The sequence below is a fragment of the Enterococcus sp. CSURQ0835 genome (genome assembly GCF_902706605.1).
In the GTDB taxonomy this organism is placed as follows: Bacteria; Bacillota; Bacilli; order Lactobacillales; family Enterococcaceae; genus Enterococcus_A.
The window spans coordinates 38,578-57,013 of the sequence record NZ_CACSLH010000008.1 but is presented as its reverse complement, the minus strand read 5'-3'; the positions used below and the strand labels follow the sequence as shown (position 1 = coordinate 57,013).

At 43.8% G+C, this 18,436-nt stretch carries 15 protein-coding genes and 3 pseudogenes; all 18 read left to right on the top strand.

Going from position 1 to position 18,436, the window contains the following annotated elements:
• Positions 1-35: 35 nt before the first annotated feature.
• Entirely contained in the window at positions 36-404 is a 369-nt protein-coding gene (locus GVJ38_RS05100; protein WP_200849456.1) for a DUF3397 domain-containing protein, read from the top strand.
• Between the two features lie 273 nt (positions 405-677).
• Complete coding sequence (gene mraZ / locus GVJ38_RS05095; protein ID WP_159722099.1) at positions 678-1,109, top strand: division/cell wall cluster transcriptional repressor MraZ; 432 nt, start codon at positions 678-680, stop codon at positions 1,107-1,109.
• Between the two features lie 15 nt (positions 1,110-1,124).
• Positions 1,125-2,081 (top strand): 16S rRNA (cytosine(1402)-N(4))-methyltransferase RsmH, encoded by a 957-nt coding sequence (rsmH, locus tag GVJ38_RS05090; RefSeq protein ID WP_159722098.1) that lies wholly within the window; start codon positions 1,125-1,127, stop codon positions 2,079-2,081.
• A gap of 5 nt (positions 2,082-2,086) precedes the next feature.
• Positions 2,087-2,476, top strand: coding sequence for a cell division protein FtsL (ftsL, locus tag GVJ38_RS05085; RefSeq protein WP_159722097.1), 390 nt, complete (start codon positions 2,087-2,089; stop codon positions 2,474-2,476).
• On the top strand, positions 2,476-4,680 hold the full coding sequence (locus GVJ38_RS05080; protein ID WP_159722096.1) for a penicillin-binding transpeptidase domain-containing protein: 2,205 nt from the start codon (positions 2,476-2,478) through the stop codon (positions 4,678-4,680). The genes ftsL and GVJ38_RS05080 overlap by 1 nt, the downstream gene beginning before the upstream one ends.
• Positions 4,681-4,696: 16 nt before the next feature.
• A complete protein-coding gene (mraY, locus tag GVJ38_RS05075) occupies positions 4,697-5,659 on the top strand; it encodes a phospho-N-acetylmuramoyl-pentapeptide-transferase (RefSeq protein WP_159722095.1) in 963 nt (320 codons plus the stop codon).
• A 12-nt stretch (positions 5,660-5,671) separates the two neighbouring features.
• The gene (gene murD / locus GVJ38_RS05070) at positions 5,672-7,033 is read left to right on the top strand and encodes a UDP-N-acetylmuramoyl-L-alanine--D-glutamate ligase (protein ID WP_159722094.1); all 1,362 of its coding nucleotides are present in this window, start codon (positions 5,672-5,674) and stop codon (positions 7,031-7,033) included.
• A 9-nt stretch (positions 7,034-7,042) separates the two neighbouring features.
• Entirely contained in the window at positions 7,043-8,128 is a 1,086-nt protein-coding gene (gene murG, locus GVJ38_RS05065) for an undecaprenyldiphospho-muramoylpentapeptide beta-N-acetylglucosaminyltransferase (RefSeq protein WP_159722093.1), read from the top strand.
• A gap of 6 nt (positions 8,129-8,134) precedes the next feature.
• Positions 8,135-9,139, top strand: coding sequence for a cell division protein FtsQ/DivIB (locus GVJ38_RS05060; protein ID WP_159722092.1), 1,005 nt, complete (start codon positions 8,135-8,137; stop codon positions 9,137-9,139).
• 219 nt (positions 9,140-9,358) lie between these two features.
• Positions 9,359-10,708 (top strand): cell division protein FtsA, encoded by a 1,350-nt coding sequence (ftsA, locus tag GVJ38_RS05055; RefSeq protein ID WP_159722091.1) that lies wholly within the window; start codon positions 9,359-9,361, stop codon positions 10,706-10,708.
• Between the two features lie 20 nt (positions 10,709-10,728).
• Positions 10,729-11,725, top strand: a pseudogene (gene ftsZ, locus GVJ38_RS05050) (cell division protein FtsZ); the annotation flags it as partial.
• An 83-nt stretch (positions 11,726-11,808) separates the two neighbouring features.
• A pseudogene (locus GVJ38_RS14460) lies at positions 11,809-11,979 on the top strand (cell division protein FtsZ); the annotation flags it as partial.
• Between the two features lie 20 nt (positions 11,980-11,999).
• Positions 12,000-12,665: a YggS family pyridoxal phosphate-dependent enzyme gene (locus tag GVJ38_RS05045; RefSeq protein WP_159722089.1), complete on the top strand. Its 666-nt coding sequence runs from the start codon at positions 12,000-12,002 to the stop codon at positions 12,663-12,665.
• 9 nt (positions 12,666-12,674) lie between these two features.
• Positions 12,675-13,325: a cell division protein SepF gene (locus GVJ38_RS05040; protein ID WP_159722088.1), complete on the top strand. Its 651-nt coding sequence runs from the start codon at positions 12,675-12,677 to the stop codon at positions 13,323-13,325.
• Between the two features lie 16 nt (positions 13,326-13,341).
• Positions 13,342-13,611: a YggT family protein gene (locus GVJ38_RS05035; protein WP_200849459.1), complete on the top strand. Its 270-nt coding sequence runs from the start codon at positions 13,342-13,344 to the stop codon at positions 13,609-13,611.
• Between the two features lie 21 nt (positions 13,612-13,632).
• Positions 13,633-14,415, top strand: coding sequence for a YlmH family RNA-binding protein (locus GVJ38_RS05030; protein ID WP_159722086.1), 783 nt, complete (start codon positions 13,633-13,635; stop codon positions 14,413-14,415).
• Between the two features lie 21 nt (positions 14,416-14,436).
• Positions 14,437-15,054 (top strand): annotated as a pseudogene (locus GVJ38_RS05025) (DivIVA domain-containing protein); the annotation flags it as partial.
• 569 nt (positions 15,055-15,623) lie between these two features.
• A complete protein-coding gene (gene ileS / locus GVJ38_RS05020) occupies positions 15,624-18,416 on the top strand; it encodes an isoleucine--tRNA ligase (protein ID WP_159722084.1) in 2,793 nt (930 codons plus the stop codon).
• The last annotated feature ends 20 nt before the right edge of the window (positions 18,417-18,436 follow it).

The window sequence follows — 18,436 nt, the reverse complement described above, 5'->3', positions numbered from 1 at the left end:
AGTGAGAATCAGTTTGTGAGGAAGGAATGGGGTCGTTGGCAAAATTTTCACCGCTGTTGTTAGTTTGGTATATTTTTCCGGTCATCATCATGGTTGGAGCGCAATTTTTAGTTGAGACATTTCATTTAAAAGAACGCTTTAAAATCAAAGCACCAGATATCGCCGTTCCTTTTTTATTGATCGGCGTCCACGAGATCTCTAAATCATTTGCACCTTTTTCGATCTTACCTTACGTATTACTTTCGATTTGTTTATTAGGGATCGCACTCGTGATCTTTCACGCGTATCGCTATCGGGAGATCGTGTACGGTCGTTTTTTCAAGATGTTTTGGCGGCTGACATTTTTATTGACGTGTTTGCTGTATGTAGTATTGATCGTCATGAGCCTCATCCGTTTACTTTAATTACCTATTTTGACCAGCACTGTTGCATGAGATTGATCATGTGATGGTGCTGTCTTTGTTAAAGTAATCCTGTCGTACATAGTTTGGTGCTAGAAAATAGAGTTAGCTGCTCGATTACGGGAGAAAGTTTTTAAAAAGTCTATTATTAGTTTGTTATTCGTGGATGGTAAAAAAAGGTCAAAAAACTAAAAAACGACTTTCCCATAAACGGTGGTAGATTGTGGGGGAATGTGGTAGACTTAATTTAGATTGTGGGGGAACGGGGGAAAGCCGATGTTCATGGGAGAATTTCAGCATAATATCGATGCAAAAGGACGTTTAATCGTACCTTCGAAATTACGTGAACAATTAGGCGAAAAATTCATCGTGACTCGCGGTCTGGATGGCTGTCTTTTTGGTTATCCTATGACTGAATGGTCGAACTTAGAACAGAAATTAAACGAGATGCCGCTTTCGAAAAAAGACGCGCGGACTTTTGTTCGTTTTTTTTATTCCGCAGCAACGGAGTGTGAGCTAGATAAACAAGGGCGGATCAATATTCCCCAAACATTACGTCAGCACGCGGAACTGGACAAAGAGTGTGTCATCACCGGAGTAGCAAATCGCATTGAGATTTGGAATCAAGCAAAATGGCAGGCTTTCACAAAAGAAGCCGAAGAAAACTTTGACGATATCGCCGAGACAATGGTCGATTTTGGATTTTAGGGAGAAGGATATTCAATGACACAAGATTTTCAACATACAACCGTATTACTCCACGAGACGGTGGACGGGCTCAGGTTAAAATCAGACGGTCAGTATGTTGATTGTACGTTAGGCGGTGCTGGTCACAGCGAATATCTGCTGAGCCAATTAGGTCCAAACGGGCACTTATATGCGTTTGATCAAGACCAAAGTGCGATCGAGCATGCCAAAGTTCGCTTAGCAAACTACGTTGAACAAGGCCAAGTGACGTTCATCAAAGCGAATTTTCGGGAGTTGAAACAAGAACTTCACGCACTAGGGATCGAAAAAGTCGACGGTATTTTGTATGACTTAGGCGTCTCTTCGCCCCAGCTAGATGAAGCCAGCCGCGGTTTTAGTTACCATCACGATGCGCCACTTGATATGCGGATGGATCAAAGCGCAGAACTTTCAGCGTATCAAGTCGTCAATGAGTATTCTTATCAACAGCTAGTGAAGATCTTTTTCCGTTATGGTGAAGAAAAATTTTCTAAGCAGATTGCCCGTTTGATTGAAGAAAAACGGCAAAAGCAACCGATCGAGACGACGGGTGAATTAGTCGACATCATTAAAGAAGCGATTCCCGCTCCAGCTAGAAGAAAGGGCGGGCATCCGGCAAAGCGTGTGTTTCAAGCGATCCGCATCGCGGTGAATGACGAATTAGGCGCGATCGAAGATTCATTGGAACAAGCGATCGAGGTGATCGCAGTTGGCGGACGGGTCAGCGTGATCACGTTCCACTCGTTAGAAGATCGGATCGTTAAAACGATTTTCAAAGAATACAGTCAGCCCAAAGACACACCGCCGGGGTTACCAATGATCCCTGAAGAGTTCCAGCCGATTTTAAAGCTGGTAAATAAAAAGCCGATTCTTCCCTCTGAAGAAGAATTAGAGAACAATAACCGCGCACGCAGCGCAAAATTACGTATTGCAGAAAAAATCAAGGAAGGATAGGGAGAATGGCTGAATTAAAAGACCAAGACCAAACGATATTTGACTATGCCCAAGAACATGAACAACAACAACCGCTAAACGAGCCAGACACCACCAAGATCCTTCATTCACCTGCCGATCGCTTGAAGAAAGTGACGCGGTTGGAAAAAGTGGTTGTCTTGGGCATGCTGCTTTTGTTGATCGGAACGGCCATCATCATGGTGAACTTCCGGAATGAAATCAGCAAAACTCAAAACGAGATCACGTCGATCCAAGCTAAGATCGATCAGAATGAAAAACAAGCGACGCAACTTCAGCAAGAAAAAAATGAGTTGTCGCGTTCCGAGCGATTGAAAAAAGTAGCTGAGAAAGCAGGGCTTACGATCAACGATGATAATTTAAGGAAAGTGAAATAATGGATTTTAAGGAATTAAAACGAAAAATCCGCAAAAAAAATCAAAGTCCGATGAACAATCGCAAAAAAGTAGGTATTCTTTTATTTGCTACGAGTATTGGGTTGTTCTTTTTGTTTGCCACGCGGATGATTTATGTGGTCGCCGGCGGACATATTGCGGGAACTTCGCTGGAGAAAAAGACTAGCGAATTGTATCGCGGTGAAGAAGTCGTCAAAGCCAAGCGCGGAACGATCTATGACCGGAACGGGGTAGCAATCGCAGAAGACGCGGCTTCGTATTCGATCTACGCGATTTTGTCAGAAAGTTATACGTCAAATGGCGAGAAGCTCTATGCCCAACAAAAAGATTTCAAAAAAATCGCTCAAATTTTAAAAGCACACTTAGCCATCAAACCGAAAACCTCACTGAAGATTTTAAATGACGGGATGAATGATGATGGAACGAGTAAATATTACCAAGTCGAATTTGGTGCTGCGGGTCAAAATATCTCAGAAGAAATCAAGCACAACATCCAAGCGCAGATGGATCGCGAACATGTCAAAGGGTTATATTTTACCGAACACGTGGATCGCATGTATCCAAATGGGGAATTCGCTTCTCATTTCATCGGGTATGCGACGCCGGACAAACATGAAGTTTTAAAAGGTAAGATGGGACTAGAGCAGGCTTATGATGATGTATTAAAAGGGAAAGATGGCAAGATCGTCTACCAAAAAGATAATACGCAAAAGCCATTACCAGGCACTGTCGCGGAAGAAAAAGAAGCCGTCAACGGTGAAGATATTTATACGACCCTTGATGCAGGACTGCAAAGTTATTTAGAGACGTTGATGGATAAAGTCAGCAAAGAGACTCAACCAAAAGAAATGACCGCGATGTTGATGCAAGCTAAGTCCGGTGAGATTTTAGCAATGTCTCAACGGCCGACTTTCAATCCTGAAACAAAGGCTGGTTTAGGAAGTAACGGTTCATGGCGGAATTTCTTGATTCAAGATAGTTATGAACCAGGCTCGACGATGAAAGTCTTCACTACGTCAGCCGCGGTCAACGAAGGGATCTTTGACGAAAATGAAACCTTCGTCTCCGGTAAGATCAAAGTCGGCGATGCTACGATCAATGACCATGACTTTGGGGCTAAAGGCGTGTTGACGATGCGACAAGCGTTATCGTGGTCCAGTAATGTCGGCATGGTGATGCAAGAAGAACGACTAGGCAATAAATGGCGCGAGTATATGAAAAAATTTGGTTTTGGTCAAAGCACTTACTCTGGCTTGCCAGGCGAGGTCAAAGGGTCACTGCCAACTTCCAATATGGTCGATGAAGCGATGAGTTCTTACGGTCAAGCGATTGGCGTGACGAATTTTCAAATGATGCGGGCGTATACGGCTGTAGCTAATGATGGCAAGATGCTTCAACCTCATTACATCAAAAAAACCGTCGATCCGACGACTAAAAAAACGATCGAAACTAAACCGGAAATCGTCGGTGAACCGATCACAGCGGAGACTGCTGATACGGTACGGGGTTATATGCGAGATGTCATCGAAAGTGAAAATTATGGGTCAGCATATGGCTTATATAAAGTACCAGGCTATCGCATCTCAGGTAAGACAGGGACAGCTCAAATCGCCGAAAACGGACGCTATTTGACTGGAGACACGAATTATATTTATTCGATCGCCTTGATGCTGCCTTCAGAAAATCCAGAATATATTTTGTATTTGACCCTGAAGCAGCCGACAAAAACACCTGGCGGCTCCCTTGCTCAAATCGCCAATCCACTATTAGGACGTGCGATGGAATTTGAAGAAGATCCGACAACTGATTCAACGAAACAAAAAAAGGCCAAAGAAGACGAAGAACAGATCAAAGTCGAGGATTATCGCCAATTAGCTGCTAGTAAAGCAGCCAGCGATGCTAACAAACGCGGATTATCAGCGGTCGTTGTCGGCAATGGGAAGAAAGTTCTCAAGCAATCAAGTAAGCCAGGTGAAAAAGCGATGGCCAATGAGCGCTTGATCTTGATCACCGATGGCAAAAAAACGATGCCAGATGTCAGTGGCTGGTCGAAGTCAGATATTTTGAAACTTGCTAATTTATTAGGCATAGAAGTCAGCTTCAAAGGTGAAGGTTACGCAACAAAACAAAACATTGAACCATTTGCAGAAATCGGGAAGAAAAAACTAAACATTACTTTAGATTAGAACTGGAGAGAAAAAAATGGATGCGGCACAACTTTTTATAGCTTTTGTTAGTAGTTTTGCGATCACAGTAGCAGGGATGCCCTTTATCATCGGGTATTTCCACATGAAAAAACAAGGACAAGAAATTCGGGAAGAAGGTCCCAAATGGCACAATGCAAAAGCGGGAACGCCGACGATGGGAGGTCTAGGCTTTTTAGCTGCTTCAGTCTTGACGGCACTTTGGTTTGGCGCTTGGCAAGGGAAGCTGACCAACTCACTGTTGATTTTGATTTTTGTCCTCTTGTTGTATGGGATCATCGGCTTTTTAGATGATTTCTTAAAACTGGCACACAAACAAAACGAAGGGTTGACGTCGCGCCAAAAATTTATTGGGCAAGTCGTTGGAGCGATCATTTTTTACGGCGTGTATCGCTTTGAAGGCTATCCGGATACGTTGAATCTTTTTGGTTTTGATTTACCATTAGGGATCTTGTACGGACTATTCGTCATTATTTGGCTAGTCGGTTTTTCCAATGCGGTCAATTTGACAGATGGGATCGATGGTTTAGTTGCCGGCTTAGGTACGATCTCGTTTGCGGCCTATGCTATAATTGCGGCATACCAAAAACAGTATGAAGTCTTGATTATGTGTTTGAGTGTGATCGGTGGTTTAGTCGGTTTCTTTCCTTATAATAAGAAAACGGCGAAGATCTTTATGGGGGATGTCGGTTCATTAGCATTAGGCGGGTTGCTAGCGGCGATTTCCGTGATGCTTCATCAAGAATGGACGTTGCTTTTGATCGGTTTAGTCTACGTTTTTGAAACGGCTAGTGTCATGATCCAAGTCATGTCGTTCAAATTAACGGGCAAACGGGTCTTTAAGATGTCACCGTTACACCATCACTTTGAGATGTCTGGCTGGTCAGAGTGGAAAGTCGATACTGTTTTTTGGCTAGTCGGGTTAGTTGCAGCCGGAATCACATTAGCAATCGTATTGTAGGAGATGACCAAGATGAAACAAGTAGAGCGTTATAAAAATGAAAAAGTATTAGTGTTAGGTTTAGCCAAAAGCGGCATGAGTGCGGCCAAGTTATTGCATCGGTTAGGGGCGCTTGTGACTGTAAATGATGGCAAACCATTTGCGGAAAATCCGGAAGCGCAAGATCTGCTGGCGATGGGAATCAAAGTCGTAACCGGCAGTCATCCGATCGAATTATTAGATGAAGATTTTGCTTTGATGGTGAAAAATCCAGGGATTCCTTATGACAATCCGTTAGTTCAAAAAGCCGAAGAATTACAGATCCCGATCATTACTGAGGTCGAGTTGGCCTATCAAATCGCGGAATGCCCGATCATTGGCATTACCGGGACTAATGGGAAGACGACGACGACCACGATGATCGGACTTGTCTTAAATCAAGACCGTCAACAGGGAAAAGCTTATCTAGCAGGCAACATTGGCTATCCGGCTAGTGAAGTCGCGCAAAAAGTGACTAAAGATGATGAGTTGGTCATGGAACTTTCCAGCTTTCAATTGTTAGGGACACAAGAATTCCATCCGCATATCGCGGTGATCACCAATATTTATGAAGCGCATTTGGATTATCATAAAACTCGGGAAAATTACATAGCAGCAAAGTGGGAGATCCAACAAAACATGACTGCCGCTGATTTTCTAGTGATGAATTGGAAAGATGCAGAATGGCGCGCCTTAAGTGAACAAACAAAAGCGCAAGTCGTGCCGTTTTCTTCGATTGAAAAAGTCGACGGCGCCTATTTAGCAGACGGCAATTTATACTTTAAAGAGGAATTGATCATGGCAGCAGCTGATCTGGGTGTGCCAGGCTCGCATAATATCGAAAATGCATTAGCTGCGATTGCAGTAGCTAAGATCCAAGGTGTAGCTACTGAGGCGATCAAACAAGCCTTGCAAACTTTCCATGGTGTTCCCCACCGAACGCAATATGTCGATACAATCAATGGTCGCAAGTTTTATAATGATTCAAAAGCAACGAACGCGCTGGCAACTGAAATGGCACTCAGTGGTTTTGATAATGCAAAATTAATCTTACTAGCAGGCGGCTTAGATCGCGGCAATGGGTTTGATGAATTATTACCAGCCTTTAAAGGGTTGAAAGCGATCGTTGTCTTTGGTGAGACGCAAGCTAAGTTAGCTGAGACCGCCAAACGTGCCGGAGTCGAAAAAATCATTTTCACTGAAAATGCCGAGACAGCTGTTCCACTAGCGTATGAATTAAGTGAAGCAGGAGATAGTATTTTACTTTCACCAGCCAATGCTAGTTGGGATCAATACAAAAATTTTGAGATTCGCGGTGACAAGTTTATGCAAGCCGTGAAAAATTTAGAAAAGTAGGGTGAATCCATGAGAATCTTAGTGACCGGTGGTGGCACAGGCGGCCATATCTACCCCGCTTTAGCCTTTATCCGCTACGTGGAAAAATTGCAGCCAGATGCCAAATTTTTATATGTTGGGACCCATCGCGGGTTAGAAAATAAAATCGTTCCCGAAAGCGGCATCCCATTTAAAACGATCAAGATCCAAGGTTTCAAACGTAGCTTGTCATTAGACAACGTCAAAACCGTTCAATTGTTTTTGAAAAGCATCAAACGAGCGAAAGAAATCATTCGTGAATTCAAACCAGATGTTGTGATCGGGACTGGTGGCTATGTCTCCGGAGCGGTCGTGTATGCAGCTGCTAAATTAAAGATCCCGACGATCGTGCACGAGCAAAACAGTGTGCCGGGGATCACCAATAAATTTTTGAGCCGTTACGTAGATCGAGTCGCGATTTGTTTTCCTGATGCAGCCCAATATTTTCCAGCTAAAAAAACGGTTTTAGTCGGAAATCCGCGGGCGCAAGAAGTCGTGACCAGCGGCAAATCAGAAGTTTTACAAGAATATCAATTGAATCCAGATCAGCCGACAGTTTTGATCTTTGGTGGTAGCCAAGGTGCGTTAAAAATCAATCAAGCAGTCGCCAGTGCACTGCCGCAATTTGCCAAAAAAGATTATCAAGTCTTGTACGCTTCAGGCGAACGCTATTACGCCGATTTACAAAAAACCTTAACAGGTCAGACAGCCAGTAATTTATCGATCCAGCCGTATATCAAAAATATGACGGATGTGATGGCCAATGTCGATCTATTGATTGGGCGAGCCGGGGCGACTTCGATTGCGGAATTTACCGCGCTGGGCTTACCGGCGATCTTGATCCCCAGTCCGTATGTCACCAACGACCACCAAACTAAAAACGCGCAGAGCCTCGTTGCTGTCGGTGCTGTGAAAATGATCACTGATGCCGAACTTTCAGCAGATAACTTGGTGGCTGCAGTTGATGAGATCATGGGAGACGCCGAGTTAAAAGAAACGATGGCACAAGCTTCGAAAAAAGAAGGCATTCCCGATGCTGCGGAACGTCTATTGCACTTAGTTAACCAAATCATTTAAAAGGTGGTGAGGATCATCAGCAAAAATGAGGGAAAACAACCGAAAAAACGCCCGCTGACACCGTGGCAGCAAGCCAACCTTGAATATATGAAGAAAAAAGCTGCCGAAACTAAAAAACAGGCGGAGAAAAAAGCGCCAGAAGCTGAAAAAGGATCAGCTCCAGCAGAAAACTTACCAGCGGAAAAATCAGCGGAGAAAAAAGTTTTTCCTGCTGATGCGCCACCGGTCCCGATTGACGAACCAGCTGATACGACCGACGATTTAGAAGAGAAGTTACCTTTTTTCGATCGACTGCCGAAAGATCGGAAGTTATATCAACGGATGGGGCTGTTGATCGGAATGTTTTTACTTCCGCTCGTTGTGTTGGGGTATTACATCTCGCCTTTTAGCCGGCTTGCAGGTGTTCGCGTTGAAAATAATGAACACGTTTCAAAAGCGGCGATCGAAAAAACGGTCGATCTTCAAGTGGGGGAGAATTTGTGGCCGCAATATTTTGAGCGGCAAGCTAAAGTCGCACAATTGAAGAAAAAAGAAGCACGGATCAAAAACGCAGCGATCACATTCAATGGTGCTAATCGATTCGTGATCAACGTAACGGAGTATAAAGAAGTGGCCTTTTTAGAACACAATGGGAAGTACTCCCCGATCATTGAAAACGGTCAGATCATGCCTGTCGATCAAAAAAAAGCCGCGGGAGATTTGCCGATCTTAGAAAATTTCAAAGGCTCGAAACGGATCTTAGCCGTTTTGTCACGCTATAAAAAATTATCTGAAGAGATCCAACAAGGTATCTCGCAGATCAAATTCGCGCCAACGACAGAAAACGATGAGCTATTGCAGATCTTTATGAATGATGGCAATCAAGTCTTAGTCAGCATCACTGAATTGGATCAAAAGATGAAGTATTACCCACAAGTCGTCAAACAAATGAACAAGGCGAAAATGCAAGGCGTCGTCGATATGGAAGCAGGGATCTACAGCTATCCGTATCCGCACGAAAAAAAAAACTAAAAGCTCGCAGCAAAATACCACTAGCTACTCACAAGAATTAAAGGAAAATGAATAAATTTGTCACAAGAAAGTAACGAATCTGCTTTATCAATGGTAGTAAATTGTGGTAGAATTAATCCCAGTGAATATATTTACATGGAATATATTTCTGGCTTTAAAAAAGCAAACTCTCAGTCTTAGATAACATAACAGAAGTAAAGTAGGAGGGAAATCCCATTCATGGCAAAAGCAGGAATGTATGTAGGCCTTGATATCGGTACGACGTCGGTCAAAGTCGTCGTTGCTGAATACATCGATAGCCAAATGAATATCATTGGTGTAGGAAATGCAAAATCAGAAGGAATCAATCGTGGGATCATCGTGGATATCGACAAGACGGTCCAAGCGATCCAACGAGCAGTAAGACAAGCCGAGGAAAAGGCCGGGATTCAAATCAAAAGTGTCAGTGTGGGATTGCCAGCTAACCTTCTAGAAGTTGAACCTTGTCAAGGCATGATCGCAGTGAACAATGATTCAAAAGAGATCGGGGATGAAGATGTTCGCAATGTCGCCGCAGCTGCAATGGTCCGCTCGGTGCCGCCAGAACGTCAAATCGTCGCTTTATTACCACAAGAATTTACCGTTGATGGCTTTGAAGGTATCAAAGATCCACGGGGCATGATCGGTGTCCGATTGGAGATGCTAGGTCTGATCTTTACCGGACCTAAAACAGTCGTCCACAATATTCACAAGTGTGTCGAAAAAGCCGGTCTTGCAGTTTCACAAACGATCATCACACCACTGGCTTTAACCGAAACGATCTTGTCAGAAGGCGAAAAAGACTTTGGGACGATCGTGATCGACATGGGTGGTGGTCAAACGACGACTGCAGTCATTCATGATGATCAGTTGAAGTTTACGCATGTAGATCAAGAAGGCGGCGAATATGTCACCAAAGACATTTCGATTGTCTTGAACACTTCTTTCCAAAACGCCGAGACATTGAAGATCAATTATGGCGATGCGTATCCGGAACGAACGTCCGCTAACGAAGAATTCCCGGTGGATGTGATCGGTAAGACTGATCCAGTCAAAGTCGATGAACGCTATTTATCCGAGATCATCGAAGCGCGTTTAGAACAGATCTTCAGAAAAGCGAAAAAAGCATTAGATTCCATCGATGCGTTGGATCTTCCAGGCGGGATCATTTTGACTGGTGGTGCAGCTAGTTTACCAGGTGTTGTTGATTTAGCTGAAGAAATCTTTGAAACTAACGTCAAATTATACGTGCCTAATCAAATGGGCTTACGTAATCCAGTCTTCACGAATGTCATCAGCTTAGTCAATTATGCAGCTGAGTTAAGTGAAGTTTACCAATTGGCCAAAACAGCGGTCACAGGGGATAAGACATCACAAGCGGTATCATCACAAACAAGTGCGCCAGTCGTTACTCAAACACCGGTCTACGATGATTACGAAGCGGCTGAAGAGTACGAAGAAGAACAGCAACAACCAAGTAAGCCGAAACCAAAAAACGATGAAAAAGTGACCGGGAAGATCAAAGATTTCTTCTCAAACATTTTTGATTAATTCTTTAGGAGGAAAAAAGCATGGAATTCTCATTAGATAACAATATTAATGAAGGCGCGATTATAAAAGTTATCGGCGTCGGCGGTGGCGGCGGTAACGCGATCAACCGCATGATCGAAGAAAACGTAAAAGGCGTCGAATTTATCGCTGCCAACACTGATGTGCAAGCATTAAAAAATTCAAAAGCTGAAACAGTCATCCAATTAGGACCTAAATATACGCGGGGACTAGGAGCTGGTTCACAACCTGAAGTTGGTCAAAAATCAGCGGAAGAAAGCGAACAGCAAATTCGGGAAACGTTAGAAGGCGCAGACATGGTCTTCATCACAGCCGGAATGGGTGGCGGAACCGGAACTGGTGCTGCACCAGTTGTGGCTAACATCGCCAAAGATTTAGGCGCGTTGACAGTGGGTGTCGTGACGCGACCATTTAGTTTTGAAGGACCAAAACGCGGTCGCTTTGCAGCAGAAGGTATTGCTTTGATGAAAGAAAACGTGGATACGCTTTTGATCATCTCAAACAACCGCCTATTAGAAGTCGTTGATAAAAAGACGCCGATGTTAGAAGCATTCCGCGAAGCTGATAATGTGTTACGTCAAGGGGTCCAAGGAATTTCTGATTTGATCACAGCACCAGGGTATGTCAACTTGGACTTTGCTGATGTGAAGACGGTCATGGCTAACCAAGGAACTGCTTTGATGGGGATCGGTGTTGCTTCTGGTGAAGACCGGGTCGTTGAAGCAACGAAAAAAGCTATTTCATCACCATTGCTTGAAACATCAATTGATGGTGCAGAACAAGTCCTACTAAACATCACAGGTGGTTTGGATATGACATTATTTGAAGCGCAAGATGCTTCTGATATTGTAGCCAATGCTGCAACTGGGGATGTGAATATCATCTTAGGGACCTCAATCAGTGAAGAATTGGGCGATGAAATCCGCGTGACGGTGATCGCAACAGGGATTGATCCAACAAAAAAAGAGCGTAAGGCTAGTCGTCCAGCGCAACAACGTACTAGTCAAGTCGTAAAAACCCCAGCTCCTGCTCCAAGACAAGAAGTTGAGCCAACACCAACAACCGATTCAGATTCACGTTCAGCTTTTGGTGACTGGGATATTAGAAAAGAAGAAAATGTGCGCCCACGAGTGGATGATTCAAAATTTGATAGTGTTGAGAAAAAAGATTTTGACACGTTCCATCGTGATGAAGTAAAACTTGACGACGAAGATGAGTTAGATACACCACCATTTTTCCGTCGCCGTAAATAAAAGTTAAGGGGGAAGAGCAGATGATTGCTGATAACTTGCACGACATTCAGCAAGAGATCCAGGAGTCGTGTGCTCTTGTTTCTCGTGATGCAAGTGCCGTTACACTAGTTGCTGTCACTAAAAGCGTTGAAGCCGATCAAGCACGTGAACTAGTCGAGCTAGGCGTAACGAATGTGGCCGAAAATCGGGTTGATAAATTGTTAGCCAAAAAAGCGGCCTTAGCTGATCATGATCTGACGTGGCATTTGATCGGTAATCTACAACGCCGCAAAGTCAAACAGATCATCAACGAGATCGATTATTTTCACGCGTTAGATAGTCTGCGTTTAGCTGAAGAGATCGAAAAAAGAGCGGCACGGCCCATCAAATGTTTTATCGAAGTCAATGTCTCAGGGGAAGAATCCAAACACGGGATCACCCCACAAGCATTACCAGAATTGATCGCCGCACTTCAAACACTTGAAAAAATTAAAATCGTCGGATTGATGACGATGGCACCGCTTCATGCCGCGGAAGCTGAGATCCGAGATGTCTTCCACCGCTTAAAAACGTTGCAGCAAACGACGCAAAAACAAGTTGCGACCTGTACTGAATTGAGCATGGGAATGAGTCATGATTTTAAGCTAGCGATTGAAGAAGGCGCGACCTTTGTCCGGATCGGTACTGCATTATTTAAAGAAAGGTAGGATCAAATTATGGCATTTAGTTTATCAAAGATCTCTGAATTTTTCGGCTTGTCAGAAGAAGAAACGTATGAAGCACCGGTACAGCAGCCGGTAAAAGCAAAAAAAGAAACACGTCGTCCGGTCCAATCGCAATCTACATATCGTCCCGCCGCTCGTCCAGCAACACCGCAGCCAGCAAAACAACCAGCGCCAGCTAAAGTCGTAGCGATGCAAAAACCACAAGCAACGACTCGTCCAGAAAACGCGCGGCCGGTACAACCGATTCAAAAACAAGCGGTACAGCAGACAAGACCGCTAAAAGCAAAAGCTGCGAACACGATGCAAACTCAAACGGCAGCGATCAATCAACAAGCGACGCGGCCTAATCGCAAAGAAGCACACCGCAAGATCGCAATCGTTGAGCCCAAAGTTTATTCAGAAGCGATGGCGATTGCTCGAAAGATCGAAGCTGGTGAAGCTGTCTTAGTGAATTTCCAATCGATTGATGAAATGAAGGCACGTCGGATCGTGGACTTTTTGACGGGTGTCGTCTTTATGGCAGATGGGGATATCAAACGTATTGGCAGCGAGATGTTTATCTGTACGCCGCCAAATGTTGAGATCGATCGTTCAACGTTACGCAATTTGCAAGAAGAAGATATCTTCGGCTTAGGCATGTAAAGGAGCAACTTATTTGATCATTATCCAATTATTAGCACTTATTAATCGTATCGTTTATCTTTATTCTATTTTATTGATCGTCTATGCGCTGATGTCATGGTTTCCTGGAGCGTATCAATCAAAATTAGGTCAGCTTTTAGGCAAGATCTGTGAACCATTTTTACGGTTGTTCCAACGGTTACCTTTGCAATTTGCCGGGATCGATTTTTCCATCATGGTCGCGATTTTCGCGTTGAATATTTTGATGCGGGTCATCGATCGGCTGGCGTATATGTTCATTTATTAAAAAGGGAGAGGAGGAGAAAACTTGAATACGAATGTTTATCAGCACTTTCGGCCAGAAGAGCATCCTTTTATCGATGCGGTCGGCGATTGGCTGGAACAAGTGGAAAGTCAATATGCTCCTTACTTGACCAATTTTTTAGATCCGCGCCAAGCGTATATTTTAGAAACGTTGATTCGTGAAAATAGTGAACTGCAATTTAAATTTTATGGCGGGTACGAACAAGCAGAACGTTGTCGTTGTCTGATCTATCCTGAATATTATGAACCGACTGACGCTGATTTTGAACTGGTGATGATCGAAATCAAATATCCCCACAAATTCGCGCAGTTATCCCATGGAAAAATTTTAGGCACGATGATGAGTACCGGTGTGAAACGTGAATTTTTCGGTGATATCATTTCTGACGGTGAACGCTGGCAAGTTTTTTTAGCAAATGAAATCGCAAATTACATTGAAACACAAGTTACGAAGATCGGGAAAGTCACGGTCCACTTTGAAGAGCGGCCGTATACGGAGTTGATCGTACCAAAAGACAGCTGGACGGAAGAAAGTGCGACGGCTAGTTCATTGCGGTTAGACGTAGTGATCTCAACGGTCTACAATATTTCCCGCCAGCGTTCAAAACAATTAGTCGAGTCTGGCAAGATCAAAGTCAATTGGATGCCCAATGAGCGGCCCGATTACAGCTTGGATCTTTTAGATATCGTTTCGATCCGCGGCTTTGGCCGAATCCAGATCCAAGGTATCGAAGGCACGACCAAAAAAGGCAAGATCCGCTTACAGTTAGGCGTGTTACGTAAATAAATTTTAGAGGTGAAAAAACACATGGCATTAACCCCCTTAGATATTCAAAATAAAGCTTTTTCAACCAAAATGCGCGGCTACAATCAAGATGAAGTCGATGATTTTTTGGATATGATCGTCCGCGATTACGAAGACACATTGACCAAAAATCGTGAGCTGGAGAAATCTTTGAAGCACTCACAAGAAAAATTAGAATACTTCAATGAATTAAAAGAAGCGTTGAACCAATCGATCGTAGTAGCACAAGATACTGCTGACAAAGTAAAATCTTCTGCCAGCAAAGAATCAGAAGTCATGATCTCATCTGCTCAAAATCGTTCTGATGAAATGATCGCGAATGCTGAGAAAAAAGCGCATTTGTTAACTTCAACAGCCGAAGAAAAAGCAAATCAGATCTTAGCTGATGCAACCCATCAAGCTCGCCAATTAGCAACTGAGACGAACGACTTGAAGAAAAAAACGCGCGTGTTCCACCAACAATTATTATTATTGTTGGAAACTCAATTAGAGCAAGCCAAAAGTGGGGACTGGGATGATATCTTGACCCCGATGTCGAACTTTGTCGATGGTCACGCTGAGATCAAACAAATCTTAGGCGAAGAACTTGACAAGGGTGAAACGACTGCTGTACACTCAGAACAACCAGCAGAAGTGACTGAAGCAGTGACTTTACAAACAGCTGAATCAACTGACCAAGCTCAAGCGGTTGAAGAAAAATCAGCGGAAGCAACTGAGATCGATCGTGACGCGGTAAAAAAGTCTGAGGTTTCCGCAGTTGCTAAAGCGGAAACGATCGATGCACCTAAGCCAACACGACAAGCGCGCCGCAAAGCTGGACTGACGATCGATATCCCAGAATTAAAAAAAGAAAGTAACGCATAGAACAGAAAAGCTGATCTCATTCTTTTAGCGAGTTGCAGAAAGTGCGAGTGCAACAGACCCTGTGATTAAGCCAGATCCTCTATGAAGCTTATTTGTGAACTACAAGTAGCAAGTAACGATTCATCTCGTTAACGATGATTTGAGGAGATCTATGGATTTCAAATTTGGGTGGTACCACGACAAGCTCGTCCCGACGAGGAGCTTGTCGTTTTTTTTTATTAAGCTAGCCTTTAAGCGACGGATCGTTCTAGTGGTAGAAAATTATTTTTAAGCTAGAAGTGGTTAGCTAAGTTAAGTTTAACTTTGGAAAGGAAGTCGATCGAATCGTGAAAATGAAAGAAACGTTGAACATTGGCAAAACAAAATTCCCGATGAAAGGTAATTTACCAAATCGAGAAGCTGATTGGGAAAAAGAGTGGGAAGCAAATAAAATCTACGAAAAGCGGCAACAATTAAATGAAGGTAAGCCAAGTTTTGTCTTACATGATGGACCGCCTTACGCCAATGGGAATATTCATATCGGTCATGCACTGAATAAAATCAGTAAAGATATCATCATCCGCTCAAAATCAATGTCAGGTTTCCGTGCGCCGTATGTTCCAGGTTGGGATACTCACGGCTTACCGATCGAACAAGTGTTAGCCAATAAAGGTGTTAAACGCAAAGAGATGACCCGGACTGAATATTTAGCGAAATGTCGCGAGTACGCATTGTCGCAAGTGGATAAACAACGAGAAGATTTCAAACGTTTAGGTGTTGCTGGTGAGTGGGATCATCCGTATTTGACGCTTTCACCAGATTATGAAGCTGCTGAGATCCGCGTCTTTGGGAAGATGGCAGAAAAAGGTTACATCTATAAAGGTTTGAAGCCGATCTATTGGTCTCCCTCTTCCGAATCCTCTTTAGCGGAAGCTGAGATCGAATACAAAGATGTCAAATCACCTTCGATCTTCGTGGCGTTCAAAGTCAAAGACGGTAAAGGATTATTAGACACGGATACATCGTTCATCATTTGGACGACAACACCATGGACACTACCTGCTAATGAAGCGATCGCAGTCAATCCGAAATACGTTTACGTGTTAGTCAACGCGGACGGGAAAAAATTTGTGATCGCAAAAGACTTGTTGGATACGGTCAAAGCTGAACTGAATTGGGAAAACGTAGAAGTGCTCAAAGAATTCAAAGGTACTGAGCTGGAATACATGACCGCGCAACATCCGTTTTATGATCGGGAGTCATTAGTCATCTTAGGCGACCACGTGACGTTAGATGCCGGGACTGGTTTAGTTCACACCGCACCAGGACATGGGGAAGACGACTATATCGCTGGGAAAAGATATGATTTAGAAGTCTTATCGCCCGTTGATAGCCGAGGAATGCTGACGGCTGAAGCACCAGGCTTTGAAGGTGTCTTTTATGACAAAGCCAATCCGATGATCACCGATTTATTAAAAGAAAAAGGTGCGCTGTTAAAATTAGAATTCTTCACCCACAGCTACCCGCATGATTGGCGGACGAAAAAACCGGTCATCTTCCGAGCAACGCCACAATGGTTTGCTTCGATCGATAAATTCCGCCAAAATATTTTAGACGAAGTAGAAAAAGTCGATTGGATCATTCCGTGGGGCAAAACACGGCTGTACAACATGATCCGCGACCGTGGTGATTGGGTCATTTCTCGGCAACGGGCATGGGGCGTACCACTTCCAATTTTTTATGCGGAAAATGGTGAGGCCATCATCACACCAGAAACGACGGAACACATCGCGCAATTATTTGAAGAACACGGTTCAAGTATTTGGTTTGATTGGGATGCGAAAGATTTATTACCAGCTGGCTTCACACATCCCGGTTCACCAAATGGGACTTTCACCAAAGAAACAGATATCATGGACGTGTGGTTTGATTCTGGTTCTTCCCATGAAGCAGTCTTGAAACAACGGGACAATTTGACGTTCCCAGCAGATATGTATTTGGAAGGCTCTGACCAATATCGTGGCTGGTTCAACTCGAGTATCACGACTAGTGTTGCCATCAATGGCGTAGCACCTTACAAAGCTGTTTTATCACAAGGCTTCACGTTAGATGGTGAAGGTCGCAAAATGAGTAAATCACTGGGCAATACGATCGCACCAGACAAAGTGATTAAACAAATGGGAGCCGATATTTTACGACTGTGGGTCTCAAGTGTCGATTATGAAGCTGATGTGCGGGTATCGATGGATATCTTGCAACAAGTCGCTGAAACGTACCGCAAGATCCGGAACACGCTTCGCTTCTTATTAGCGAATACGACAGACTTTGAACCAGCTAAAGACGCTGTGGCGTATGCTGATTTGCGCTCGGTCGACAAATACATGACAGTCCGTTTGAATGAAGTCATCAAAGCAGTTCGCGCTGACGGCTATGAAAAATATAATTTCATGCACATTTACCGCACGATCATGAACTTTTTAACGAGTGACTTGTCAGCCTTTTATTTGGATTTTGCCAAAGATGTCGTCTACATCCAAGCCGCTGATAGTTATGAACGACGTTGCATGCAGACTGTCTTTTACAATGCAGCAGTCGCCTTGACGAAATTATTGACACCAGTGATCCCTCACACGGCTGAAGAAATCTGGTCGTATTTAAAAGAAGAGGAAGACTATGTGCAATTAGCTGAATTCCCAAGCTATGAAGAATTTCCGAACCAAGGGGAACTCCTGGACACGTGGGCAGCTTTCATGGATTTCCGCGACAAAGTCTTAAAAGCTTTAGAGGCAGCTCGGAATGAAAAAGTGATCGGCAAATCGCTGGAAGCGAAGTTAACCGTTTATCCGAATGAACAAGTTCGTGACTTGTTAGAAGCGTTAGATGAAAACGTGGCGCAACTCTTGATCGTCTCACCGGACTACTATGAAGTCGCAAGTGGTGCGGCGCCTGAGAACGCGGTAGTCTTTGAAGATGTTGCTTTCGTCGTTGAAAAAGCACCAGGGCATGTCTGCGAACGTTGCCGCCAAGTCAAAAAAGATGTTGGCAGTGATGAAAAATTACCAGAACTATGTGGCAGTTGTGCCGAATTAGTTGAAAAAAATTATCCGGAAGCTGTTGCGGAAGGGTTTGAAACAAAATAATTTTTGGAGCAGGACAAGAG